This is a genomic window from Polycladomyces zharkentensis (assembly GCF_016938855.1).
Taxonomy (GTDB): domain Bacteria; phylum Bacillota; class Bacilli; order Thermoactinomycetales; family JIR-001; genus Polycladomyces; species Polycladomyces zharkentensis.
The window spans coordinates 207,365-231,269 of the sequence record NZ_JAFHAP010000011.1; the positions used below are offsets into that span (position 1 = coordinate 207,365).

General features: G+C 53.9%; 23 protein-coding genes. 16 read left to right on the forward strand and 7 right to left on the reverse strand.

The window, feature by feature from the left end; translation table 11 throughout:
• Window positions 1-28 precede the first annotated feature (28 nt).
• Window positions 29-1,513: an O-antigen ligase family protein gene (locus tag JQC72_RS13130; RefSeq protein WP_205496399.1), complete on the forward strand. Its 1,485-nt coding sequence runs from the start codon at window positions 29-31 to the stop codon at window positions 1,511-1,513.
• Window positions 1,514-1,755: 242 nt separating this feature from the next.
• Window positions 1,756-2,355 (forward strand): 5'-deoxynucleotidase, encoded by a 600-nt coding sequence (gene yfbR / locus JQC72_RS13135; protein WP_205496401.1) that lies wholly within the window; start codon window positions 1,756-1,758, stop codon window positions 2,353-2,355.
• A 259-nt stretch (window positions 2,356-2,614) separates the two neighbouring features.
• Here yfbR and JQC72_RS13140 read toward each other — a convergent pair whose 3' ends face one another.
• Window positions 2,615-2,899, reverse strand: coding sequence for a hypothetical protein (locus JQC72_RS13140; protein ID WP_205496404.1), 285 nt, complete (start codon window positions 2,897-2,899; stop codon window positions 2,615-2,617).
• 196 nt (window positions 2,900-3,095) lie between these two features.
• On the opposite strand from JQC72_RS13140, the gene JQC72_RS13145 reads away from it, so the two are divergent.
• From JQC72_RS13145 to JQC72_RS13155, 3 genes are all read left to right on the forward strand, one after another.
• Complete coding sequence (locus JQC72_RS13145; protein ID WP_205496407.1) at window positions 3,096-3,743, forward strand: 3D domain-containing protein; 648 nt, start codon at window positions 3,096-3,098, stop codon at window positions 3,741-3,743.
• 253 nt (window positions 3,744-3,996) lie between these two features.
• A complete protein-coding gene (locus JQC72_RS13150; protein WP_205496409.1) occupies window positions 3,997-4,908 on the forward strand; it encodes a DNA-3-methyladenine glycosylase family protein in 912 nt (303 codons plus the stop codon).
• 3 nt (window positions 4,909-4,911) lie between these two features.
• Window positions 4,912-5,058 (forward strand): hypothetical protein, encoded by a 147-nt coding sequence (locus JQC72_RS13155; RefSeq protein WP_205496411.1) that lies wholly within the window; start codon window positions 4,912-4,914, stop codon window positions 5,056-5,058.
• 24 nt (window positions 5,059-5,082) lie between these two features.
• Here JQC72_RS13155 and JQC72_RS13160 read toward each other — a convergent pair whose 3' ends face one another.
• Complete coding sequence (locus tag JQC72_RS13160; protein WP_205496413.1) at window positions 5,083-6,057, reverse strand: mechanosensitive ion channel family protein; 975 nt, start codon at window positions 6,055-6,057, stop codon at window positions 5,083-5,085.
• 15 nt (window positions 6,058-6,072) lie between these two features.
• Window positions 6,073-6,939 (reverse strand): YitT family protein, encoded by an 867-nt coding sequence (locus JQC72_RS13165; RefSeq protein WP_335342462.1) that lies wholly within the window; start codon window positions 6,937-6,939, stop codon window positions 6,073-6,075.
• A 538-nt stretch (window positions 6,940-7,477) separates the two neighbouring features.
• Between JQC72_RS13165 and JQC72_RS13170 the strand changes: the two genes are divergently transcribed.
• The 3 genes from JQC72_RS13170 to JQC72_RS16910 all read left to right on the forward strand — a co-directional run bounded on the left by JQC72_RS13170 (window position 7,478) and on the right by JQC72_RS16910 (window position 11,636).
• Window positions 7,478-8,860 (forward strand): WD40 repeat domain-containing protein, encoded by a 1,383-nt coding sequence (locus JQC72_RS13170; RefSeq protein ID WP_205496415.1) that lies wholly within the window; start codon window positions 7,478-7,480, stop codon window positions 8,858-8,860.
• A 13-nt stretch (window positions 8,861-8,873) separates the two neighbouring features.
• The gene (mutY, locus tag JQC72_RS13175; protein WP_205496416.1) at window positions 8,874-9,980 is read left to right on the forward strand and encodes an A/G-specific adenine glycosylase; all 1,107 of its coding nucleotides are present in this window, start codon (window positions 8,874-8,876) and stop codon (window positions 9,978-9,980) included.
• A gap of 75 nt (window positions 9,981-10,055) precedes the next feature.
• The gene (locus JQC72_RS16910) at window positions 10,056-11,636 is read left to right on the forward strand and encodes a VanW family protein (RefSeq protein WP_419179870.1); all 1,581 of its coding nucleotides are present in this window, start codon (window positions 10,056-10,058) and stop codon (window positions 11,634-11,636) included.
• Window positions 11,637-11,656: 20 nt separating this feature from the next.
• On the opposite strand, the gene JQC72_RS13185 is transcribed toward JQC72_RS16910, so the two are convergent.
• Both JQC72_RS13185 and JQC72_RS13190 read right to left on the reverse strand, forming a co-directional pair.
• Window positions 11,657-12,391 carry a uracil-DNA glycosylase gene (locus JQC72_RS13185; RefSeq protein WP_205496417.1) on the reverse strand — a complete coding sequence of 245 codons (735 nt, stop codon included), beginning with the start codon at window positions 12,389-12,391 and terminating at the stop codon, window positions 11,657-11,659.
• Between the two features lie 263 nt (window positions 12,392-12,654).
• On the reverse strand, window positions 12,655-14,742 hold the full coding sequence (locus JQC72_RS13190; protein ID WP_205496418.1) for a molybdopterin-containing oxidoreductase family protein: 2,088 nt from the start codon (window positions 14,740-14,742) through the stop codon (window positions 12,655-12,657).
• Between the two features lie 98 nt (window positions 14,743-14,840).
• Between JQC72_RS13190 and JQC72_RS13195 the strand changes: the two genes are divergently transcribed.
• The gene (locus JQC72_RS13195) at window positions 14,841-15,566 is read left to right on the forward strand and encodes a hypothetical protein (protein WP_205496420.1); all 726 of its coding nucleotides are present in this window, start codon (window positions 14,841-14,843) and stop codon (window positions 15,564-15,566) included.
• A gap of 279 nt (window positions 15,567-15,845) precedes the next feature.
• Here JQC72_RS13195 and yfhS read toward each other — a convergent pair whose 3' ends face one another.
• Window positions 15,846-16,022: a mother cell protein YfhS gene (yfhS, locus tag JQC72_RS13200; protein ID WP_205496422.1), complete on the reverse strand. Its 177-nt coding sequence runs from the start codon at window positions 16,020-16,022 to the stop codon at window positions 15,846-15,848.
• A gap of 86 nt (window positions 16,023-16,108) precedes the next feature.
• On the opposite strand from yfhS, the gene pabB reads away from it, so the two are divergent.
• The gene (gene pabB, locus JQC72_RS13205; RefSeq protein ID WP_205496424.1) at window positions 16,109-17,536 is read left to right on the forward strand and encodes an aminodeoxychorismate synthase component I; all 1,428 of its coding nucleotides are present in this window, start codon (window positions 16,109-16,111) and stop codon (window positions 17,534-17,536) included.
• A 192-nt stretch (window positions 17,537-17,728) separates the two neighbouring features.
• On the opposite strand, the gene JQC72_RS13210 is transcribed toward pabB, so the two are convergent.
• A complete protein-coding gene (locus tag JQC72_RS13210; RefSeq protein ID WP_205496427.1) occupies window positions 17,729-18,088 on the reverse strand; it encodes a hypothetical protein in 360 nt (119 codons plus the stop codon).
• Window positions 18,089-18,193: 105 nt separating this feature from the next.
• Between JQC72_RS13210 and JQC72_RS13215 the strand changes: the two genes are divergently transcribed.
• The 6 genes from JQC72_RS13215 to JQC72_RS13240 all read left to right on the forward strand — a co-directional run bounded on the left by JQC72_RS13215 (window position 18,194) and on the right by JQC72_RS13240 (window position 23,890).
• Complete coding sequence (locus JQC72_RS13215) at window positions 18,194-18,832, forward strand: hypothetical protein (RefSeq protein ID WP_205496430.1); 639 nt, start codon at window positions 18,194-18,196, stop codon at window positions 18,830-18,832.
• A gap of 129 nt (window positions 18,833-18,961) precedes the next feature.
• Window positions 18,962-19,549, forward strand: a complete 588-nt coding sequence (locus tag JQC72_RS13220; protein WP_205496432.1) for a class I SAM-dependent methyltransferase — start codon at window positions 18,962-18,964, stop codon at window positions 19,547-19,549.
• A gap of 103 nt (window positions 19,550-19,652) precedes the next feature.
• Window positions 19,653-20,369 (forward strand): response regulator transcription factor, encoded by a 717-nt coding sequence (locus tag JQC72_RS13225; protein ID WP_205496507.1) that lies wholly within the window; start codon window positions 19,653-19,655, stop codon window positions 20,367-20,369.
• Between the two features lie 46 nt (window positions 20,370-20,415).
• On the forward strand, window positions 20,416-21,798 hold the full coding sequence (locus tag JQC72_RS13230) for a HAMP domain-containing sensor histidine kinase (protein WP_205496433.1): 1,383 nt from the start codon (window positions 20,416-20,418) through the stop codon (window positions 21,796-21,798).
• Window positions 21,799-22,003: 205 nt separating this feature from the next.
• A complete protein-coding gene (locus JQC72_RS13235; protein WP_205496434.1) occupies window positions 22,004-22,444 on the forward strand; it encodes a GNAT family N-acetyltransferase in 441 nt (146 codons plus the stop codon).
• 150 nt (window positions 22,445-22,594) lie between these two features.
• The gene (locus JQC72_RS13240; protein ID WP_205496436.1) at window positions 22,595-23,890 is read left to right on the forward strand and encodes a S8 family peptidase; all 1,296 of its coding nucleotides are present in this window, start codon (window positions 22,595-22,597) and stop codon (window positions 23,888-23,890) included.
• The last annotated feature ends 15 nt before the right edge of the window (window positions 23,891-23,905 follow it).

Here is a 23,905-nt window from a genome sequence, read left to right on the forward strand (position 1 = left end):
CGACATGGGATGAGGATGTTAATAGACCATGGACAAACAACCTTCAGATATCGTGATACCGGATACCGGTATTTATTCCAAGAAGCTGGGGCAAGCCGACACCCGGATGCATGATTGGATTGCTCGGTTCGCCCGGTTTTGGGTAAAGGGAGTCATCTCTTTGAAGATTGAAACGACTCAACAGCTGGCCATTCGCATCATCCATCTGTTGTTTTTGAGCATCTTGATGTCGCCGTGGCTGCCGCCGCTGGTGATGCTCGGGATCGGTTTGTTGACGCCTTTTTTCTATAAATGCAAATGGCCGGTGCGCGGTTGGCCCGAGGGGATTTTTCTCGGTTTTGCGTTTCTGTCGCTCATCAGCTGGGCGTTTAATCCTTCGTGGTTTTGGTGGATTCCCATCGGTATCATCCCGATTATCTTGTTCGGGCTGTATTATCTCTTGACGATATGGATCAAACATCTGGCTGATTGGTCGTGGCAACAACTTCAGCGGCTGTATCTTCAATTTTGGCTGGGCGGCATCTATGTCGCCATTGTCGTGATTATGCAGCGTTGGGACCTGTTGCCGCACGAAAAGTCGTTTTGGACGTACATGCTGGGGTTTTATCCGCTGTGGCAGACGGATATGGAACGAAGTGTGGGGACGGCTGCCAACTCCAATCTGGCTGCAGCCATGCTGATCTGTTTGGCACTGATGAGTATTTACGCGTCCTCGGTGGTGCGGGGAGCGTGGAAAAAAGTCGGTTGCTTCACGATGTTTGCCATGTATTCGGTGGCCATTTGGTGCACCGGCTCCCGCGGTGCATGGGTGGGCTTGTTGATCGGTCTGTTGGTTCAGGTGTGGATGACCGGAAACCGTCGTCGCACGGTGTTGTTGTTCTGCGCACTGTTACTTTTGGGCGGTGTGATCTATACCAATCAAACCCTGATCCCGCGGGAAGAGACGCTGTTTGCCACGGTGGAAGTGCGGATTTTTGTCTGGCAGCATGCGTTTCAAATTTTCCGGGAACATTGGTTGCTTGGTGTATTGCCGCTCCATTTTGGCCAACTGTTCGCCAAGATGACCGGCAAATACATGTTCCATGCGCATAACGTCTTTTTGGGTATTGCCACGGAATACGGCATTATCGGTCTGGGATTGTTCTTGGCGTTGATCGCGGTAACGACATACCGGGCCCGGCGGTGGCGGAAAACGGCCAATCGGAAAGAAGAAAAGCGGTTGGCCGGGCTGTTGATATCCATTCTCTTTGCGCTGTTGGGTCACGGGATGTACGATTATCCCATCATTTCCCCGCAAATCGGATTGATCTTCATTTTGAGCCTGATCATGATCCACGCACAGTATGAACGCCGGTGCCTGAAGAAACCGGAGTGGAGTCAGGTATCATACACGGACAGTGTTTCCGAGAAAAAGATGGACAAATGGGAGGCGGCGTTGATCACCGTCTCCAGTGTATGGAAGGCGTTACCCGGAGGACGGGTGTACAGTGTATCTCATTCCAAAGATGGATGAGACGGGTCAACGGTGTAGCTTCCTTGGTTCTCGCTCTGTGAATTACCTGAAATATCTTCCCGGTCAACGCCTTTACCAAGCCTGACCCCAGTAACCGGAAATTGAGGGGAAAATCCACGGGCAAGCTCCACGTCTCGCGCCTGCCGGTTCAAAGCGGTCTTGATCTGCGGGCGCAGGTGGAGCGAGCAGGAAAAGTGTTACGGACGATCACAAAAACGGAGTAACGGAAGCCGGGGTGGAAAATGAACGCATTTTTCGCCTATTTGTATCGTTTGCGGTTGATTCAAAGATGGAGCCTGATGCGCAACGTGATGCCGGAAAACGTGGCGGAACACAGTTTTCACGTTGCGTTGCTGACACACGCCCTTTGCACGATCGGCATCGAGGTGTTCGGTAAGCAGATTCCGGTGGAAAAGGCGGTAACACTGGCATTGTTCCACGATGTGACGGAAGTGATCACCGGCGACATTCCTTCCCCGGTGAAACATCACAACGACAAGCTGCTGGGGGGATTTCGCGAATTGGAGAATTTGGCTGCGGAGCGGCTGTGCGACATGATCCCCGAACCGCTGCACCGGCATTATCGCCCGTTGATTCATGGTGAAGATTCCGATTTGCACCGTTGGGTGAAAGCGGCCGATTTGCTGGATGCTTATCTCAAATGTGAAATGGAGATTTCGGCGGGAAACCGGGAGTTCGCCGTTGCCAAACAGGAGATTGAACGCCGTCTGCAATCGCTCGACATGCCGGAAGTGGACTATTTCCTCCGCCATTTCGGCTCCAGTTTCACCCGGACACTGGATGAACTGCATGATATGGACGATTCGGACATGAATCGCTGAGTACACGTTGCAGACAAAGACAACGGGATACGATTTACCTTCCAAAGCTCGGCACTCGACGGGAAAATCGGGTCCACTCCTTTAAAAAGGGTGACCGTTTTGAGACGATTGACCATAGGCGTTTTCCGATCGAGCAGCGAAAGGAAAAGGACTCACCCGAAAATACGTGATTCCACTGACTTTGTCAGCAGTCTCAGGCGCTAACGCGCCTTTTTTCTTTTTAAGGGTCACAACACAAATATAGATCCCGGTATTTTTCTTACGCTTCCATTTCGCTTTCAATCGCCAGATCCAACGCGTGCGGGATACTTTGCCAACGGATCGGCTGAAAAGCCGGGACTGCGGCCTGTTTCCCCGTTAGTACGGCAAACAGCCGGGTAAACTCGCGATCATGCACTTTCTCGTTGGAAGTCACGTTTGGCGGATGCAGGGGCTTCCGCCGCGACACGGGTATGGAAGTCAATGGCTGTGCCGCGTCATGTGCCGCTTTCAACAGTTCTTGCAGGAACTTCGGGGAATGGTCATACAGACGGGGGCGATCCATCTTCAGATGATGGAAACGGGGCCAGACAGACCATCAATTCATAGCGTCAAACCTCCTCCGGTTGAACATCTTCGAGTGTGTTCATCCCTGTTGAATAGCCTGTGCAACGGGTGGAAAAACGTCCGGATGAGTATAAAACCGGCAAAGCGCGGTCATGCTGTTACCAGAATCTATCAATCTATGAGGTGGTTTTACTATGTTTAAACACCGCGCTTTCTGGTTGATCATCAGCGTTGTCACCATCATTGGTTTGACGCGTTGGGGCGGTGGCATTCCATCCGCTCCGCAAGCGTACGCGGAAAAAGAAGGTCTCATCGCTGTCCGTGTCCAACATGGGGACACTGTATACCGGATCGCCAAACAACATGGGACTGATGTGACTACCGTGGCACGGATCAACGATTTGCAAGATCCATCCCGCATCCGGACGGGACAGATTTTATGGGTGCCCGAGACAAAACGGCAATCTGAAGCACCCCAACGCGAACCCCGTTCCGTTCCGGCAATGTCCCGCGGAATTTCATTGGGTGATTTTACCCTGACCGCATACACAGCCGGACCGGAGTCAACGGGGAAAGCACCGGGTCACCCCGCCTACGGCATCACCGCATCCGGTGCCAAAGCCAGAGAGGGTGTCACTATCGCTGTTGATCCCAAGGTAATCCCGATTGGATCGCGTGTATATATCGAGGGGATCGGTTATCGTACGGCACAGGATGTGGGTGGGGCGATCAAGGGAAATCGGATTGATGTGTTTATGAATGACCTGAGCGAGGCACGGGAATTTGGCGTGAAGAAACACGTGCGGGTGATGTTGGTTCCGACGTCCTATGTTTCGGAATGAAACTCCCACGCTTGAAAGCCTGGGATTCCCGGATCATTCGCGTTCTCCATTCCCCTTTCTTTGCGGGGCAACTGGCGGAGCGAGTCGGGAAATGGGACAGTATTCACACAGACACGTTAGACAACGACCCGGATTCAAGGATATGGGGCATAAGCGCCAGACCCGTTTTCCGAGGAGAACGGCAGTGGAGCAAAACGCCAAAATACGATAAAATGGACGGGCAGGAACCCCACGGCAAAAGGGGAGGCAGTGAATGAAACGTGTGTTTCCGCTCCGTTATCCCTACTCGTATGAGGCCACCGTCCGGCGGCTCATTTCTTTCGAAAAGTCCAGCTACCGTTTCCATAACGGACGTTTGGTTCGGGCGATCGAGGCGGGGGGACGTCCTTATGTGGTGGAAATCGGTTGGCAGACGGAACCTCGTGCGCTGACGGTGCACGTACACGGTAATCCACCGGAGGCGGAACGGGAACGGTTGGAAGCCAAACTGCGCCGGATGTTTTCGGTGGATGTGGATTTGACGCCTTTCTATCGACAGCTGGAAGCAGACCCCAACCTGGGACCGGTTATCGAAAAACGGAAGGGTTTGCATCTGGTGCTGGATGCTTCGTTGTATGAGTGTTTGATCAAAACCGTCATCAGCCAACAACTGAATGTGGCGTTCGCTGCCAAGCTGATCGAGCGGTTGATCGACCTGGCGGGCGAACGGTTGTCGTTATTTGATGGGGAGTTGTTGCCCGTGTTTCCCTCGCCTGAACGGGTGGCGGCGCTGGAATACGAGCAGTTGCAGGCACTGCAGTTCAACCGGCGGAAAGCCGAGTATGTGATCGACATCTCCCGTCAGGTGGCCTCGGGAACATTGGATTTGGAAGCCTTGTGGACAATGGAGGACGAAGCGGTGATGGAGCGTTTGTTGCCCCTGAGGGGAGTGGGGCGATGGACGGTGGAGTGTTTGTTGCTGTTCGGTCTGGGACGTACCGACCTTTTGCCGGCGGCGGACATCGGGCTTCGAAACGCGGTCCGTTACGTATATGGATTGGCACATCAACCACGGGAAGAAGAAATCCGTAAACTTGGCCGGGATTGGTCTCCATGGCGAAGCTACGCCACGTTTTATCTGTGGGATGCGTTGAGCGAATGGAAGCCGGAGAAAAAAGGAGGATGAAGGATGGGACGGAAGAAGAAAAAGCAGACCGAGGTGAGAACGGTCGACCCGATTGTCACACTGACCCATGATCTGAAGCGGGTTGTGCTGTGGATGGCAATCGCAGTCGGAGCAGCGGCGGTCTTGGCGTTGACGGTCCCGTCGTTTTAAAAAACAAGGCCGGGAGGGAATCTCCTAGCCTTGTTTTTTTGTTGCGGGCGATTCGGATGACGCTTTCGGTTGGGTGGATGCCCGCATCATCGCAATCTCGGGCGGGCTCATCAAGACTTGCCGCGGGTAGGCCACATCGATGTCGTGTTTTTGGAAAGTGGTGATGATGGTTTTGCGCAATTCACGTTCGATTCGCCAAACTTCCTGCGGGTCGCTCAATGCGGTGACAGTGAATTGCACTCCGTCCCGCTCGATATTGGTCACGCCAAATACGGACGGTTCCTCAAGCAGATAGGGGGAGAACCGCTTGTGAATGTCCCGGCACACCTCTTCCAACACTTCGTGCACCCGACCCAGATCGGATTCATACGGAACCGTCACGGTGACGATCGCCCGCATCCGATCGCGGTTGTAGTTGGTCACCTGCGTGATTTCGCCGTTGGAGATGTAGTGCAGCCGTTGGTTCCATTCACGGATTTTGGTCACCCGAAGCCCGATCTCCTCCACCGTGCCCGTAATTTGGCCGTTGATCTCGACAAAATCGCCCACTTCCAGCTGATTTTCAAAGATCAGGAAAAATCCGGTGATAACGTCCCGCACCAGATTTTGCGCACCGAATCCGATCGCCAATCCGAGAATCCCGGCACCGGCCAACACCGGTGTCATGTTGACGCCCAGCCGATCCAGAATCATCAACAGCGCGATGAAATAGATAGAATAACGCGCCGTCGATTTGATCAGCTTGCTCATGGTTACGGCGCGCTTGCTGTCCGTTTTGCTCAATTTCAAGATATGATCGATCAGTCGGTTAACCAAACGCAAGGCGATCAGCGTGATCAGGACGATCAACAAGATCTGCCCCAGCGGCAACAAGAGGTATTCCACCGGGTTCTCAAACATCGCGCTCAGTTTATCGCTCATGTTTTGGATCAGGCCCACACTGTGTTCGGGATGGGCGGGGGTTTCGGATTTGGTGAGGTCCAGTTCCTTTTCCAGCATGTGATCACCCCTCCGTCAGTGGATGGATTTTTTCTTGAACCGTCCGCCCAACACATCGTGCACGTGTTCAATGGCCACGAAAGCGTGCGGGTCGATTTCACTGACGATGCTCTTCAACTTGGCGACTTCCAGACGCGTCACGATGCAGTAGAGCAGTTCCTTTTCCTCTTTGGTATAGCCGCCTTTTCCATAGATATGCGTCACGCCGCGACCGAGACGGTACAAAATGGCTTCGGCTATGTCATCCGGCTTGTCGGAGATGATCATGACCGATTTGGATTCATCCAGTCCTTCCACCACCACGTCGATCGTCTTGTATGCGATGAAATACGCAATGAGCGAGTACATCGCCTTGTCCCATTCGAAGACGAATCCCGCGCTTCCCAAAATGAACACGTTGAAAAACATCACGATCTCGCCGACGGAGAAGCCCAGTTTTTCATGGCCGATGATGGCCAACACTTCGGTTCCGTCCAATGATCCGCCATTGCGGATGATGAGTCCCACGCCCATACCCAAGATAATGCCGCCGAATACGGTCGCCAGAAAAAGGTTGTCAGTGACCCGTGGGAAACTGTGGATGAATTCGGTCAACACGGCCAGCAGAATCACTGAATACATGGTGCAAAACGTGAATGTCTTCCCAATTTGCTTGTAACCCAAAAACCAGAACGGCAGGTTGAATAATACCAAAAAAACGGACATGGACCAAGGTGTAATTTCACTGAAAATGATGGAAATACCGACCACACCGCCGTCAATGATCTGATTGGGGATCAAAAACAGGTCCAAGCCAACGGCAACCAGGATACAGCCCAGCGTGAGTGAAATGAGGCGTCGCCACCAGCGCCAAGAGGGAATACGAAAAATGGGTTGGTTCACTGTGTCCTTTTCCCTCCCATCCGGATCTATTGTGTAGTCTTTCACGATTATAGCACAACTTGGAAGGTGTACGGGGACGTTTGACTGATTGTCACAGATGGCAGACAGGAGATGGATACGATGATGCCGGATCGTCGGACATTGAAGTGTCATCCTTTCTCCCTTAACCAAATCGCCCGTTTTTGTTAAACTGGACCAAAGGAGTGCTGTTCGTGGTCAACAGTGGTTTTATTGTCTTTCTTGAGTATCGGGTACATACACATAAAAGGGAACTGTATCTACAACTTCTGGACTATTTTGATCGGAGACCGCCCGTGCCGTGGGAATAATCCGACACGAGCGGATGGAAAGTGTGGATCAACCGGGATCGTTCGTCAAGATGATTCGCGGTGCCGGATGAAATAACCGGCCCACGTGTCATCTCTCTTATAAGGAACCTTGCTTAGGACGGCCGGATGACGGATATTGCAGACAAAGTGAATATCTGGTCATTCCGGGTCACCGAACCATCATCCACCGGAAAAAAGGATGTTTGATCATGGGCGCAAAAGATCCGTCGGCTCGCTGGTTTGTATGGCGGCGCACAAGAAGGCGGTTTCACCGCCTTTGTACGGTAACTTCTGCGTGGCCGGTTCGATTTGCGGTGTTGACGGGATTGTTGTTGGTCTTCGTTTTCATCTGCCTGCTCATGTGGGGGTGGCGGGATGAGGAGAGACCCCGTGTGCCTTCGCCCGTTATCCGAACGGCGGAATTTCAGGCAGTGAAACCGGGACAGATTCGGGAAGATCGTTTCTTTTTCCGCGGAAGGTCAGAGCGGGGGGAAGCGGATTATGAGTGGAACCTGCGCACAGGGACTTTATTGAAAGAGGGGGAAAAAAGCGAAACGGGCGTAATCCCCTTGGGAAATCACGGCCTTCTGACCGTTTTGTCCGAAGGTGCTGCCCGGTTGTTGATGGTGCAAAAAAGAGTTCATCGCAACCGGATTGCTTACAACGTCCGGGCAGGGATGCATCATCCGGTATCGGTGTCGCCGCGGGGAGATGCCATCGTGTATCCGGTTGGAGATGCGGACGATGTGTCATTGGCTTTGTTCCGTCCCAAGGAGGGACGATCTCACCCGATCCCCGAAACCAGGTTTTCGTCCCGTACCAACATAGCGACGGCAGTGTCCTGGTCCCCGAGTGGCCGTTTTCTGTCAGTGGCGGACAGGGTGTACGCGGTGGGTGATACTGTTCCCGTCACGATCCTTCGAAGCGGTCCGGGCTGGTGGTCCCCAAAGGAGGATGTGCGGGCGACCGTGGAGGACAATCGACGGTTGGTTCTCTGGAATGCCGAGACGGGGAAACGACGGGTCGTGTTTGAAACTCCTTCGGGTGAGGAGATCGTTCCGCCTGTTGTGTGGGATTCCCATGGTCATTATTTTTCCTTTGCAACCGGACGCAGGGTTAGCGGAGAACTGTTTTTTGAAAAAGTACATGTGATGGACGGACAATTGTATCATTACGTGGAGAATGAACATAATCTGCAATCAACGCAATTGGATCACCTGATGATCGGACCCGGCGGCGGTTATGTATCATACGTGATCAACGGGATGTTGAAGCTGATTCATCTCCGCACGCAAAATTCGCTGGTTTTCGATGTGTATCATCAGCTGGCGGGGCAGTCCCATCCGTTTATCCGTCACGAACCTAACGGGGTATGGCTGGCGGAGGGCCGCCATGTCCTGTATATCGGTGACGACATGAAAGAAAAGGAAATTTACCGAACTTCCCGTCCATTGATGGGATTTTATCTGTCACCACGTTTGCACCGGCTGCTGATTGTGGAAAAAATGCCGCATGGGTGTAAGCTGAGCCTGATCGATCTCAAACGGTTGGGCCAATCGGCGTCCTCCGGCGATTCGGGCAATACAGGATAAAGGAGCGCGAGCAATGGCCAGAGTCTCAACGAAGCAACCGGCACTCCCGTTTACGGAAGTGCGAAAAGCATCCATTCAACGACGTTTGCTCCAATGGTATCGGATTCACCAACGAGATTTGCCTTGGCGGCGGGATCAGGACCCCTATAAGATTTGGGTATCCGAAGTGATGTTGCAGCAAACACGGGTAGAGACCGTGATTCCCTATTTTCATCGCTTTTTGGAACGATTCCCCACACTGGAAGCGCTGGCGGCGGCCGATGAGGCTGACGTCATCAAAGCGTGGGAAGGATTGGGGTATTATTCGCGCGTGCGCAACCTGCACGCCGCTGTTAAGGAGGTGGTGGAGAAACACGGGGGGAAAGTGCCCGACACATTGGAGACCATCTCTCAGCTGAAGGGAGTGGGACCGTATACGGCGGGTGCCATTTTGAGCATCGCGTATAACCGGCGGGTGCCGGCCGTCGACGGCAATGTGTTGCGCGTCTTTTCCCGGTTGTTCGCTTCGGCGGATGACATTGCCCGTGTCCAGACACGAAAAAAAATGGAAACGTGGGCTTATCATCTGATACCGGAGTCCAATCCGGGTGATTTCAATCAAGCATTGATGGAGTTGGGGGCGATGGTGTGTACGCCCACATCGCCTTCCTGTGCGAATTGTCCGGTCCGCTCCGATTGTCTGGCATACGAAAAAGGGATGCAACACGAATTGCCCGTCAAGAAAAAAGCGAAACCGCCCGTTCCGGTTTCGCTCGTGTTCGGCTGGATTCGGGACGGCAATCGCGTGTTGCTGGAACAAAGGCCGGAGACGGGACTCTTGGCAGGGATGTGGGGATTGCCCACACTGGAGACGGATGTCGGCGATTCGGTGCAGGCATTGATTGTTTGGATGGAAAAACACGGTATACTCATACAACCCGGCGAAACGTTGGGGATGGTGGAGCATGTCTTCACGCATCGCAAATGGCATGCCACGATCATCGGCGGTACGTGCGTCGGATATAAGGGAGAACTCCCGCAACATTGGCGGTGGGTAACGTTGGAGGAACTGGAAAGGTTGGCGCTGCCCAAGGTATACCAAAAGGCCGTTCAAGCCGCTTTATCTTCCATTTTTGCTTGATATCCTGATCAGCAAGGGAAACACGGTGTTGTGGCCACCGTGCAGGCGAGGGAGAAACCGAGGGGGAATTGATCCGTGGAAGAGAAAAAAGAGCCGACCGTCGGCGACTCCAGAGAAACACCAAATGAGTCGCCATCCCTGCGAAACGTCCCCGATTCGCGACCGGAGGCGGATCGGTTGACGGAAGTGGGAGCGGACGCGTCTGACACAGTTGAAAGGCAAGAAAAAGATGTCCCGTCCAGAAAGTCAGAGGCGGAGCCGCCGACAGGGGAAAAAACGATGTCCGCCTTTGGGGAATCCTCTGCCGGGCAACAGGGAGGTTCGCCAGTTGATCGGCAGGGTGAACGAAAAGAGAACTCGACGGACCCAAAGCCGAAAGTGGATGAATCAATCCCGGTCTGGACAGAGATGTCCGAAGAAACAGAATCAAAGGACCGTAAGACTTCAACGGAGCCGGCCGTGACCGGTTCGTCGAACGCACCTTCCTCTCCCGAGCGGGAAGAAATGGCCGCCGCTGCATTGGTGTCCGGAACCCCGCGGATGAGCGTTTGGGATCGGGTCACCCGGGTGTTGCAACGCGTCCCGCTGGTCAACCGCATTCCGTTTCAACGGATCGGTCCGCAAAAAACGGTCGTCGGCGCGTTGGTGGTGGCTTTCGCCTTGGTGGGAAGCTTGTCCGCGTTTGTGTTTGACGGAACGACCGATGCCAAAGAGGCCCCGCGGGCAGGTGTGACAAAGCCGCATCAACAGCCATATGTGAAACCGAAACCGATTCCATTCATCGTCACCCATGAGGGCAGAAAATGGACTGTGGACCTCCGTACGCTTGGCTATGACGGTCAAGATCCATCCACATTGAATCGTGACAAATGGTTGGCTTGGTTTCGCGGGGTGAAAAAAGAAGTGGACCAACCGGCCGTGGACGCGGAGCAAAATTGGTTCGGCGGTAAACTGACCCCGTCCAAAACGGGAAAATTGGTGGATATGGACACCATCGAAAAAGAATGGCTGCCCCGTTTGACGACGATGACCGGTCAGCCTCAGGAGCTGCCGATGGTGATTGATCAGCCGGAGGTGACCGAAGCGGATTTTCAGCAGGTGGATCAACGGTTGATCGGCAAGTATACGACATATTTTGATGGAAGCAACGTCAACCGTACCACCAACATCCGATTGGCCTCCAAAGCGATCAACAATCTGATCCTGAGTCCGGGAGAGCGCTTCTCCTTCAACCGTGTCGTAGGACCGCGCACACCGGGGCGCGGTTACAAATCAGCCAAGGTGATCGTGCGGGGAGAATACAGTGAAGGCATCGGCGGCGGGATCTGCCAGGTGTCGAGCACACTGTTCAACAGCGTGGATGAAGCGGGACTGAGAATCCTACAGCGCAATTCCCACAGCAAAGAGGTGGCGTACGTTCCGCCGGGGCGCGATGCGACCGTCTCATGGGGCGGACCGGATTTCCGTTTTAAAAACAATCTGACCAAACCGGTATTGATCCGTATCCGGGTGACCAGCAATGCAATCACGGCCTATGTATACACGACACCGGACGCCCGGGTGAAAAAACGGAAACCGGTGCAACCCGCACCGACCAAAGTGGAGTCGGTGCCCGCCACCAACCCCGGTTCTTTGAACGGGAAACAACCGCAGTGACCAACGGGAAAGCCGTCCCTTTACGGGACGGCTTTTTCAGGTAAAGGATTGTCGACTGAATGAGGCCGTTCTTCGGTATGAATATCGTCCAGTTGCCAATCAATGGGCTGCAGACCGACCTTTTGCAAAAATTCATTGGTTCGGGAAAACGGACGGCTGCCGAAAAAGCCGCGATTGGCGGAATACGGACTGGGATGGGCCGATTCGATCACCAGATGATGATCGCGGGTGATCAATGCTTTTTTCTCCTGCGCATTTCTTCCCCACAAGAGAAAGACGACGGGTTGTTCCCGTTCATTCAACGTGCGGATCACCTGGCTTGTAAACGTTTCCCATCCTTTCCCCTTGTGGGAATTGGGCTGGCCCCGGCGAACAGTCAAGACGTTGTTGAGTAGCAGGACGCCTTGTTTCGCCCACTTGACCAGATGACCGTGGTTGGGAATCCGGCACCCGAGATCATCATGCAACTCTTTGAAAATGTTTTTGAGTGAGGGGGGCACTTTCACCCCGGGCTTGACGGAAAAGCTGAGCCCGTGCGCCTGACCCGGGCCATGGTACGGGTCTTGTCCGATGATGACGACCTTGGTGTCGGCATAAGGGGTGAGGTGCAAGGCGGAGTAGATATCATATTTGTCCGGATAGACGGTATACGTGTTGTATTCGTGGATCAAAAACTGGCGCAACTTTTGGTAATACGGCTTTTCGAATTCAGCGTTCAAATGATCGGCCCAATCATTTTTCAGGATGGGCGCCATATGTCTCTCCTCCCGATTATGTATCTTATTGATAAAATTATTTTCACATATATGATGGTTTTTTGTAAGGGGTTGCTGTCAAAAACAGCTCCGGGGCCGTCTCTCATTTTGCCATGTCCGGCATGAGGTGCGGGAGAGAACGGCCTTTTTCATTCTCAATGGCACAACATGTTCACCGCTGATCCAATGACTGTCCGGAGGATGTTTTTTCAGCGCGTTTAACAGCCATCCACGGCCCGATTCTCAGGTTCATGATCTCCCCGTCATTCCGCTTTTTCCAGTTGGACCGCGGTGGAGAAAAAGACGGCACCGCCACCCATATCGGCTTCCCGGTCGGGCGTGAGTTGGTTGATCCCTTTTCCGTCCGGATAGGAGGACAACCACCACAATCCCATGCTGACCAACACGCCGGGAAGAACGGCGTCGGTCACTTTTGCCGTCAAGGTACAACTGCCCCGCTCGTTCCGGATGCGTACGAGACTCCCGTCGACAATCCCCTTCCGCTCTGCGTCTTTCGGGTGAATTTGCAAAGTGGGCCGTCCCTCCATCTTCTGCAGTTTGGGAATGTTGCCCATGCTGGAGTTGAGATACTGGTGGTTGGGCGGAGAGATCAGCATGAACGTATCGGGGTCTTTCGCGTTTCGTTCCCCGTCGGTCCCCTCTTTCAGTGCGATGTGAGCAGGGAGGGGGTCCAGTCCTTGCGCCCGGAGCGATTCATTGAACAGCTGAATCCGGATACCGCGTTGCAACCGTTCCGGAAATGCCGCATTCTCCGATAGATCCAGCTTGACGATCTCTTTTTCCATCAGCTCGTCAAAATCGATACGGGACAGGCAGGGATTCTCCGGGTTGTCCAGGACTTGGCGGATCAGGTCCTCTTCCGTATCGTCAAAGCAGGGTTCCGTGAAACCCATCCGTTTGGCCAACGTACGGAACAGCTTGTAGTTGGACCAGGCTTCGCCTTGCGGTGGCAGGATCGGACGTGCCACTTGGACGTACATATGCCAGTAGGATTTGTATACATCCAGGTTTTCGAAATGGGATGTGGCGGGCAGCACCAAATCGGCATAACGGGCGGTGTCCGTGAGAAACAGGTCGTGTACCACCGTGAACAGATCTTCCCGGGCCAGACCGCGCAACACCTTTTCCTGAGAAGGTGCCACCGCGGCCGGATTGCTGTTGTATACGAACAGCATGCGAATCGGCGGATCAGCCTCCAGCAATGCGCTTCCCAGTTGGATCATGTTGATGCTGCGCACGTCGGGATCGGGCAACAGATCGGGACGTTCCAGTTTGTCGGTGTCCACTTGGACCAAACCGTTTTCCTTGAGCGCTCCGCCGCCTTTGTACTGCCACTGGCCGGTAAGTGCCGGCAGACAGGTGATGGTGCGAACGATCATGCCGCCGTTGTCATGATGTTGCAAACCGTTGCCGATCCGGATGAGCGAGGGTGACGTTTTCCCATACTCCCGGGCAAGCCGGATGATGGTCTCCTTCGGTACGCCCGTGATGCGGGATACCCGTTCGGGCGGATATGTTTTCAGCCGTTCCTTTAGCTGCTCCCAACCGACGGTATGATCGCGCAAAAAAGCTTCGTCAATCAGGTTTTCCCGTTCCAACACGTGCATCATGCCCAGTGCCAGTGCTGCGTCGGTTCCGGGATACAACTGGACGAACTCGTCGGCCCACCGTGCCGTCTGATTGCGATGAACGTCGATGACCACGATTTTGGCCCCTTGTTTGCGGGCTTGCTCGAACAGCATCACTTGATGCATGTTGGTGCTGACGATGTTGCCGCCCCAAACGATGATATACCGGCTATGGACCGTGTCTTCGGGATCAATCGCCCCCTTGATCCCCATGGTGGCACGGAATCCTTGACTGCCTGCCGCGTTGCAGATGGTGCGCTCCAGCCGCGTCGCTCCGAGGCGATGAAAGAAGCGCCGATCCATCGTCCCATTGTTGACCAGGCCCATGTTGCCGTAATAACTATAGGGAAGAATCGATTCGGCGCCGTATTCGGCAATGAGATTTTTCATTCGTGACGTGATCTCGTCCAGCGCCTCTTCCCAAGTGATCCGTTCAAACTTGCCTTCCCCTTTCCTGCCTGTGCGTCGCATCGGGTAAAGCAGCCGTTCCGGATGGTGGACTCGGGCAGGGAAATAGCGTACTTTATGGCAAATCACTCCGCGGGTGATGGGGTGATCAGGATCGCCGGTCACCCGGGTGATGCGACCGTCTTCCACCGTGACGCGCAAGCCGCAGGTGTCCGGGCAATCCAGCGGGCAGACGGAGCGAAAAATTTCTCGGGTTGATGGTGACACGTTTCTCCCTCCAGCCTTTTTCCACATATTTTACCTTTTGCATAAGCGGTTGGAAAGAGAAAGGGCTGTACGAATCCGGCATCGTTTGAGACAATGCTCATGATGACATCAAAGGAGGGAACGATGTGCTGGCCCAATTGTGGCGGGCGGCCGGATGGGGGGTGCCGTCCCATGATGAGGTGAAGGTGTGGGTGGAACGGGCGCTGAAAGAAGGGGCAAAACGAAAGGGACGGCCGGGAGATCGGCGGTACGAATGGACGGATTGGCCCATGTCGCCCAGTGTCCGTTTCCGCGTGATGACGGACGGAACACGTGTGGTGCAGTTGGTACCGGCGCTCGTTTGCGGATCGACTCATCCGTTTGTTCCTTCAATCGTCCGGCAAACGGAACACCATTGCATCGCTTGGGGGGCGTGGCGGAGTCAAACGGGTGGCATCCTGCATCGGACGGCAATCTGGATGCAAAATGGCTGGGAAGCGGAGCAATCAGGTCCATGGACGATGAGGATCGCCGGTCTGGCGTATCAAGTAAAGGTGGATACAACATCTTTGGGCACGGCAGAATCGATGCCGCTGTTTGCGCAGGTTGCTCGCTTTACACGTGAGATCCCCTTGGAGGAGCAGGCGAATTATGCCGTTCGGGGAAAGGTGGAGGAAGTGGAAGAAGAGGGCAACCGGATCACCGGTCAAACGCTTTGGAAAATCACATTGTCGGGAAAAGACCAGTGGCAGTTGACCATGGTGACACATCCAGCTTTGGTGGAGGGGAAAATCCGCCCGGGTGTTTGGGTGGTGGCCGAGTGTCGATTACAAGGGGAGATGGTGGACTGGGGCGATCAGGTAAATCCGTGAGGAGAAAATGATTTGCCAAGTGACGAAGACCTCAGCCCGACTGCGCGAAGTCCCGGAAAGAGCAAGGATGGAATCGAGGCAACTTCCTCTGAGCGAAACGTACTTTGCCCGCGTCCTGTACTCCCGGTCGGAGCGGCCATGAACGGCTCCCTTTGCAGAGCAATGGTGGAGCAAGCCGAAAAAAGCAATTGGACAGTATTCATCGGACACGCTTAAGGATGTCACTGCGTTCGCAGATAATGTAACGGGTTCCAATGGCGGATGTTTCGCGTTTACGGGTTATCGCCGGCCGCGCCGTTCGATTTCCGCGATGATTTGATGATGCAAGCTGACTCCCTGCGCATTCATCAGCGGGGCAAGCTGTGAAAAAACGGCGTGCTGAAACGCCAGTTCCTCATCGGTCCATTGGGAAAGCGGCGTGGTGTGCAACGTTTGCCAATCACGGCCGACAAACACGATGACTCACCTCAGTTGCATCAGGGTTGTTTTCAGTATGGTTCAATCCCGCGATTTGATACATCGAAGCTCAAGGAGTTGTGGTGATGAGGATCGTAGCGCGTCTCTTGTCTGAGGAGATCGAACCGGAGCGCGTGTTCTCCCGGTTGTACGGAAGCTGTACCCATGCGTTTTGGCTGGATGGCCAAGGAAGTGACCGCAGTGGCCGTTTTTCCTGGATGGGGGGAGATCCGTTTCTGTTGATGTCCACCCGTCATGGGCGGACCACGATAATCCGAAACGGTCAGGTACGCACATATGGGGACCATCCGTTCACGCTGCTGAAATCGCTGGCCCAGTCTTGGTCGGTGACGGATGTCCCTTTGCCGGATGTCCCGTTTTTGGCCGGCGGTGTCGGATATGTCGGCTATGAGATGAAGCGGTATGTGGAACAACTGCCGCAGACCGGTGCTGATCCGTTCGGCTTGCCGGAGATGTACTGGATGTGGTTTGACAAAGTGATGGTATTTGACCATGCCGAACGATGTGTCTGGCTCTGCAAATGGCAGTTGGATAAAGAAACCGCTACTGATGTGGAACGAACGCTGAACGAATGGGAAACCGCCGTCTTGCGTGCCGCACGTATTTCCCTTCCCACCCGCGCATGGCCTGATTGTATCGCGGTTGACATGGATGAGTCGGCGTTTCGTTATACGGTGAGCCGTGACCAATATCTGCGCAAAATCGAAATCATTCAACGCCATATTGCGGACGGGGATATTTACCAAGCTTGTCTGACGCATTTGATCACTGCCGATTTGACGTCGGACGGTTGGGAGTTGTATCGGGTGTTGCGCCGGATCAATCCCGCGCCTTTTTCGTGTTATCTCAAGTTGGGAGAAACGCAAGTGGTCTCTTCCTCTCCGGAACGCTTTTTGCGTGTGCGTGCCGATCGCATGGTGGACAGCAGCCCGATCAAAGGAACACGTCCGCGGGGACGTACCCCGGAGGAGGACGCGCGATTGGCTGACGAGTTGGCCACGCATCAAAAAGACCGGGCGGAAAACGTGATGATCGTTGATCTTGTGCGCAATGATCTGGGCAGAGTTGCGGAGCCCGGCAGTGTACGCGTACCCGAATTGCTTGCTGTGAAATCTTACGCCACCGTTCATCAACTGGTGTCCACAGTGGAAGCCAGGTTGCGGGAAGATCTGCACGCCGTGGACGCGTTGCAGGCCGCGTTTCCCGGCGGCTCCATGACGGGTGCGCCCAAGATTCGTGCGATGGAGATTTTGGATCGGTTGGAACCTACAGTGCGGGGAATTTATTCCGGCGGGATCGGTTATTTGGATGTCCGCGGGACAATGGATCTCAGTATGGTGATCCGCACAGTGATTTGCCGAAAGGGACAAGCCTTTTTTCACGTGGGTGGCGGAATCGTCGCCGATTCTGATCCCGTGGCGGAGTATCAGGAGACGATGGACAAAGCCCGTGCGCTCAAGGCAGCGATCCACTGGACGAATCGCCAAACATGACACCACCTGCCATGGATGGGGCGTGGTGGATGATTTCAATTATAAATATTACGTGATATTTTCCATTTCAAAAAAGCCTTTTTCCGGTTTGTTGGAAACAAAGGAAAAAGGCATGAGTCAAGCGTACGGGGATCGTCAAAGAGTGTGAGCATCATGTATCTCGTTGGTTGAGACGGGAAAAATATGAAAACGTCAATGCGCGTTCGTCCGTGTGTTGGACAGTATTCTGACCTCAAACGGTTTGTGTGGGGCGATATCACCCACATTGCGATGTACCAGTCGTTTGATACGGTGGTATTGATCCGGTTTTACCCAGCGTTCCGGCTCCACGTATACGATGAGGCGTCGCCCGTCATAGTCCGTCCGGGCGGATCGAACTCCCTCGACGGTTTGAGCCGCCTGTACCATATGGCTTTCGGGATAACCTACATAGGTATAGGATTGACTGTCATTGGTCAGTCCTTGGCGTTGTCCCGGTGGTTTGGCCCATTGGCATCCCGCGGAAACTGTCAAGAAACCACACATCATACCTGCGAAAATGCGGCGATTCATTCCCTTCCCTCCTCTTTTTGCATAGTTTGGGTTGAAAAAAGTCCGGCTTTGCAAGGGAAATCTTCCCTGTCGGTCCGAAGACTTGATGAAAAAGAGGTGGAGGCTGTGAGTATACCCGTACGTGTCTCGAAGTGGTTGCTTCCGGTTACCCTTGCAGTGCATGCGGGAGGGGTTGCCGGATGGTTGGTTTGGTATTGGCGGGATGGCGAGGGAGGGTCGCCGGCGTGGTTGTGGCAGGCCGGCATATTGGCGGCTTGTTGCATGGCGGTTTGGTACGGGAGATGGTACCGGTGCTTTTCCGCCGAATACGGTGCCTTTCTCTCGTTGGCATGGTTGATATGGGTGATTGGGTCCGCATCCGTTATCCTGCACCATGTGATCCAATTGACGATGATATCCGCTTTGACCGAATTGCTGAGACAAATTCCTTCGGTTTGGTTGCAGACATATTTGGCGGAATGGAACCGTCTGCTGTACGTTTTTGGCGGCATATTCGGTCACTTTTGTTATGTATGTTCCGGTTTGATGTGTACGGTGGTCCTGTCCCGGAATCCGTCGTTTTCGGCGCGGGTGGCCGGTTATTCGTTCGGTTTGTGGATGGTGGGTCTGGCGTCCGTACTCTGGTGTTGGTACAGAAATGTTCCGTCAGCTTGGTTGTTTGGATTTCCGTTGTTTTTGTCCGGCGGGTGGTCGGCACTGATGGCGGGAGCCACCCCCGCAGAGGATGGGGCGGCATCTTGGTGATCGATCGGGTGCGTGGGGAAGAGCGCTTTTTTTGGATTGTGTTAAGAGAATGTTAAGGTCTTCACCCCTGAAATGTTCAGAATCCGCGTTTAATCTGGTAGGTGTCGAAGTAAACAAGGGAGTGATATCGTGGAGTCATTGATGGACCGAATGGCGTTTTTGTTGCGTTTTTTTCGATCCCCGCGTATGATCGGCAGCATCACCCCCAGCTCCGCCCACCTCGTTCGGGCCATGCTCGATCCCATTCCGTGGGAACGGGTCAACACGGTGGTTGAATTGGGAGCAGGAACCGGGGTGATCACCGAAGCGTTGGTTCAACGGACCCATCCGGAGACACGTGTCATCGTATTTGAACAAGATTCCCGTTTACGGGACTTGCTGTTTCATCGTTTTCCGTACATTGATCATGCCGACCATGCGGAAAAACTGGGTGAGGTGTTGGAGCGGTACGGGATCGGACGGGCGGATTGCATCCTGTCCAGTTTGCCTTTCACCAATTTTCCGAAAGGCATGCGGCAAGTCATCTTGGATGAAGTGGCGGAACGGTTGGCACCGGACGGTATGTTTGTCGCCTACCAGTATTCCCTGCACATGTTGCCGCTGTTGAGGGAGCGATTTCAGCGCGTCTCGTTCCGGTTGGTATTTTGGAATCTGCCCCCCGCTTTCGTCTATGTATGCAGAAAACCCAAAACACGGAAGAAGGGAAAAAGCAAATGATTGGCTAAACCTTACTCCATCATCCACCAATGTGAAAAGATCAACCGGCATGGCGATGGAATGAGAAAGGATTTGTCGGGGGAGGATGAATGGCCGGATGGAAATGCAGACAACCGTGTTGATCGTTGACGATGAGCCGGACATTCGGGAGTTGATCCGTCTCTATCTGGCAAATGAGGGGTATCGCGTGTTGGAGGCGGCCGACGGTCGGGAAGCTTTGGAACTGACTCGCAAACATGAGATTGACCTGATGATCCTGGACGTCATGATGTCCGGGATGGACGGGATGGAGACATGCGCCAAAATCCGTGAGAGGCAGTGGATGCCCATTATCATGCTGACGGCCAGGACGGGAGATCTGGACAAGATTCAAGGGCTGGCTGTGGGGGCCGACGATTATGTCACCAAACCGTTCAACCCTCTGGAACTGGTGGCGCGGGTCAAGTCACAGTTGCGGCGGTACAAACGATATGCCAACGCTTTTACACTGCAAACAAATCTGCTTTCCATCGGTGGGGTGACCCTTCATCCCGAAATGCGCCAAGTATGGGTTCGCGGTCAACCCGTTCACCTGACACCTCGTGAATTTGATATTTTGGCATTGTTGTTCCGCCATCCCGGAGTGGTGTTTCGTTCGGAAGAAATTTATGAACGGGTGTGGGGGGAACCGATGCTGACTTCCAACAATACGATCATGGTACATATTCGAAAAATTCGCGAGAAGATCGAGGATGACCCCAAAAATCCCGCTATCGTGCTTACCGTTTGGGGGGTGGGATACAAGGCGGCGGCCGATTCCCATCCGGTTCGTCATGATTGAGCCGAAATTGCGAAAATGTCGTCTTGTGACCCGTTGGCTCAGGAAAATGTGGTCTCGTCTGCGAACCCGGATGATCGTCGTGTTTCTGATCAGTTTGGCGGCCATGTTGGTGGGGGGATCGATCGGGGAGCAACTTACCTTCAGAGAGAAGCGCTATTACTACTATCCGGAAGAAGAGGAAATGACCGCCCTGTTCTTGTCCCGTTATGCCCGGGAAATGACACAGATTCGAGCTGCCAAGCGAAACGAACGGTTGAACAGTCTCGAACAAACCGGCAGGATGAGATTGCGCGTGTTGGATCAAGAAGGAAATCCGCTTTATCGGTCGGTGCATGCATCCAAGAGAAGAGAGAATATCCATACCCTGTTGTTTCAGATGAAACGTCAATCGGATGATCTGAATACCAGTGGCGGTGTTCGGAATCTGACGTTTGTCTATCCGTTTTATCTCGATCAACAACCGGTCTATTTGGTGGCTGATTGGATAGGGAGCGGGAAGCCTGTCGATCAGGGAAATCCGTTGATGAGCTTTTGTTCCGCCATTTTGTCTTTCTGGCTTGTGTTCCACTTGTTGACCAAGGGGAAACTGCGGCAAATTGCCGCCATGTCCCGCGGTGTCCGGGAGATTGCCCAAGGCAGGTGGGAAACGCGCGTGCCGGAAACAGGCGATGATGAATTGGGGATTTTGGGGCGACATATCAACGAAATGGCACGAAAGCTGAAGGAAAGCCGGGAGAAGGAAAAACGCCTGGACGCACAGCGCAACGAGTTGATCACCAGCATATCCCATGATCTGAGAACGCCGTTGACCTCCATCATCGGATACCTTCTCTGGATGAGGGATCACCCCGACATGTCCGAAGCGGAGGTTCGCCGTTATGCGGGTATCGGGCTTTCCAAAGCCCAAAGCATGAAACGGTTGATCGAGGATTTGTTCGACTATGCCAAGTGGACGCATCATCAAGCACCGATCCGGAAAACCCGTCTGTTTTTCAACCGATTGATCGAACAGCTGGCGGAAGAGACGATTCCACTCGCCGAACGGGAGCAAATGAGCATCCGGCTTGATCTGTGCGAAGACCCGTTGGAACTGGATGGCGATCCCGACCTTTTGGTGCGGATGTTGGAAAATGTCTTTCACAATGCGCTCCACCACGGCAGTCGGCCGGGCGAGATCGTGGTGTCCACGGCCAGGGAAGGGGACACGGCCGTGCTGAAGGTGACAAATATGGCTGATCCCTTGCCGAAAGAGAGACTGAGCCGATTGTTTGACCTGTTTGTCACCGGGGAGCAATCCCGATTACGCGGGTCGGGTGTCGGGTTGGCCATCGTCAGGATGATTGCGGAAATGCACGGGGGAAACGTGACGGCCACCCAGGATCGAGGGATGCTGATGATCCGGTTTCGACTGCCGCTCTTGCATCAATGAACATACCAGTCCGGGCTTCGGGTGGGAGGGAAAAGCTGGTATCGGCGAAACGAACGGGGGAGCAAAAGTGAATGAATTGTGAACGCGAAACCAAGCAAATGCTAGTTTTTGAAAGATATTTGAGTGTTAACGGGGTTTGCATTCAAGTTGCGGGCGCGTTACACTTTTTAAAAGGAAGCCGCCATCGAGGGAGGAAACAACAAATATGCGTCTGCGCTCTTTTCAATTATCCGATGTACACGATGTGTCAGAAATTTGGAAACTAAACGCATCCGCAAAGCCGGAGGCGGAAACGCTTCAGGTTCTCTCACAACAGTTGGCTCGTGACCGCGATTTGGTGCTGGTGGCGGAAGTGGATAACCGGGTGGTGGGGGCGATCGTTGGCGTGCAGGATGGAACCAGTGGCTTTTTCTACTGTTTGGCCGTTCATCCTTCTTATCAACGCCGGGGAATCGGTCGCAGTCTCATCCGTGCCTTGGAAGAGCGGTTACGCAAAAAAGGGGTCAAACGGTTGTGGATCACAGTGGATCCCGGTACGGAAAAATTGCTTCCGTTCTATCAGCATCTGGGTTACAGCAACACGTGTTCCAGTATGCTGGAAAAGGATTTGTTCGAGGAATGCATCGAATGGCGAAAACAAGCTTAATCGGGCTTAATTGAACTTTATCCTTACGTTTTTAACCCGATGGGTCTGTCCGGAAATTCGGACGGACTTTTTTGTTTTCCGCAAATTTTTTTGATTTGGAGCAGGACACGAGACCAAAAATAGCCAATTCTTAATATGGGAGGTGGAAATATGGGGAAAGGGCAAAAAGCCTGGTTTGAACAAGCGGCACATTCGCTGGATCCGGTATTGATTCATGAATTGAGACGCCTCCGGGAACATGACGACGACAAAGCGACAGTTCCGGTGATTATCCGGTTGAAGAAGGATCTGGAAGACGAGAAAAAAGAGCATGTGTTTCAGCTGTGCCAAGAAGGGGAGTGCAACGCCGTACACGGAGAATTGGAGCTGGTGCGCGGGTTGTACGGCAACCTTCATCCCGAGACGATCCGGCAGCTGGTGGAGCATGAAGCGGTGGACCGTATCTTCCATGACCGGGAAGTGCGGGCGTTTTTGGACGTAGCCACCCGGTCGATCGGTTCCCGCGATGTACAGGCAAAACTGGAATACACGGGTAAAGGCGTCACCATCGCCATCGTGGACACCGGCATCTATCCGCATGCGGATTTGACCCGTCCCAAAAACCGCATCCTGAAGTTTGTCGACTTGGTAAACGGAAAAAGCGAGCCGTATGACGACCAAGGGCACGGTACCCACTGTGCGGGAGATGCGGCCGGCAACGGTTACCAGTCGGAAGGGCTGTATGCGAGTCCCGCACCGGATGCCAACCTGGTCGGCATCAAGGTATTGGATGAAAACGGCAGCGGTCAAATGTCCACGGTGATCCGCGGGATTGAGTGGTGCGTGAAAAACAAGCAAAAGTACAACATTCGTGTGATTTCGCTTTCCCTGGGCGCGCCGGCGTTTGAATCGTACCGGGACGACCCGGTGGCTCAAGCAGTGGAAAAAGCTTGGCACAACGGTATTGTCGTGTGCGCGGCTGCCGGCAACGAGGGACCGTACCCGATGACGATCAGCACGCCCGGCCTGGACCCGGTGATCATCACAGTGGGGGCTGCGGACGACCATAACACCGTCACCCGCGGGGATGATGAAAAAGCCTCCTACTCCAGCCGCGGTCCTACCATCGATATGCTGGTCAAACCGGATGTGTATGCGCCTGGCACAGATATCGTCTCTCTGTCCGCACCGGGTTCACAGTTGGAGAAACAATTGCCGGAAAACCGCGTGGGAGAGCATTACATCCGCCTGTCCGGGACTTCGATGGCCACGCCGATTTGCGCCGGCGTTGTGGCACAGTTGCTGGAGGCCAATCCGTATCTCAGTCCCAACGATGTCAAGAGTATCCTGATGTCCACCTCTCAGGAAATGTCCGGCGATCAAGCCGGCTACCTTGATGTACGTAAGGCGGTGGCGTTGGCCAAGAAGTATCTGGCATTCCAAAAGCCGACGGTCTCCCGGATGTGAGTTTGGGAAAACAAG

Coding starts and splice junctions, on each gene's coding strand:
- JQC72_RS13235 (WP_205496434.1), top strand. CDS start 22,004: ATGCGTCTGCGCTCTTTTCAATTATCCGATGTACACGATGTGTCAGAA.
- JQC72_RS13155 (WP_205496411.1), top strand. CDS start 4,912: ATGGGACGGAAGAAGAAAAAGCAGACCGAGGTGAGAACGGTCGACCCG.
- JQC72_RS13140 (WP_205496404.1), bottom strand. CDS start 2,899: ATGGATCGCCCCCGTCTGTATGACCATTCCCCGAAGTTCCTGCAAGAA.
- JQC72_RS13210 (WP_205496427.1), bottom strand. CDS start 18,088: ATGAATCGCCGCATTTTCGCAGGTATGATGTGTGGTTTCTTGACAGTT.
- yfbR (WP_205496401.1), top strand. CDS start 1,756: ATGAACGCATTTTTCGCCTATTTGTATCGTTTGCGGTTGATTCAAAGA.
- JQC72_RS13130 (WP_205496399.1), top strand. CDS start 29: ATGGACAAACAACCTTCAGATATCGTGATACCGGATACCGGTATTTAT.
- JQC72_RS13150 (WP_205496409.1), top strand. CDS start 3,997: ATGAAACGTGTGTTTCCGCTCCGTTATCCCTACTCGTATGAGGCCACC.
- JQC72_RS13190 (WP_205496418.1), bottom strand. CDS start 14,742: ATGTGGAAAAAGGCTGGAGGGAGAAACGTGTCACCATCAACCCGAGAA.
- JQC72_RS13170 (WP_205496415.1), top strand. CDS start 7,478: ATGGGCGCAAAAGATCCGTCGGCTCGCTGGTTTGTATGGCGGCGCACA.
- JQC72_RS13225 (WP_205496507.1), top strand. CDS start 19,653: ATGCAGACAACCGTGTTGATCGTTGACGATGAGCCGGACATTCGGGAG.
- JQC72_RS13240 (WP_205496436.1), top strand. CDS start 22,595: ATGGGGAAAGGGCAAAAAGCCTGGTTTGAACAAGCGGCACATTCGCTG.
- JQC72_RS13230 (WP_205496433.1), top strand. CDS start 20,416: ATGTGGTCTCGTCTGCGAACCCGGATGATCGTCGTGTTTCTGATCAGT.
- JQC72_RS13145 (WP_205496407.1), top strand. CDS start 3,096: ATGTTTAAACACCGCGCTTTCTGGTTGATCATCAGCGTTGTCACCATC.
- mutY (WP_205496416.1), top strand. CDS start 8,874: ATGGCCAGAGTCTCAACGAAGCAACCGGCACTCCCGTTTACGGAAGTG.
- JQC72_RS13185 (WP_205496417.1), bottom strand. CDS start 12,391: ATGGCGCCCATCCTGAAAAATGATTGGGCCGATCATTTGAACGCTGAA.
- pabB (WP_205496424.1), top strand. CDS start 16,109: ATGAGGATCGTAGCGCGTCTCTTGTCTGAGGAGATCGAACCGGAGCGC.
- JQC72_RS13160 (WP_205496413.1), bottom strand. CDS start 6,057: ATGCTGGAAAAGGAACTGGACCTCACCAAATCCGAAACCCCCGCCCAT.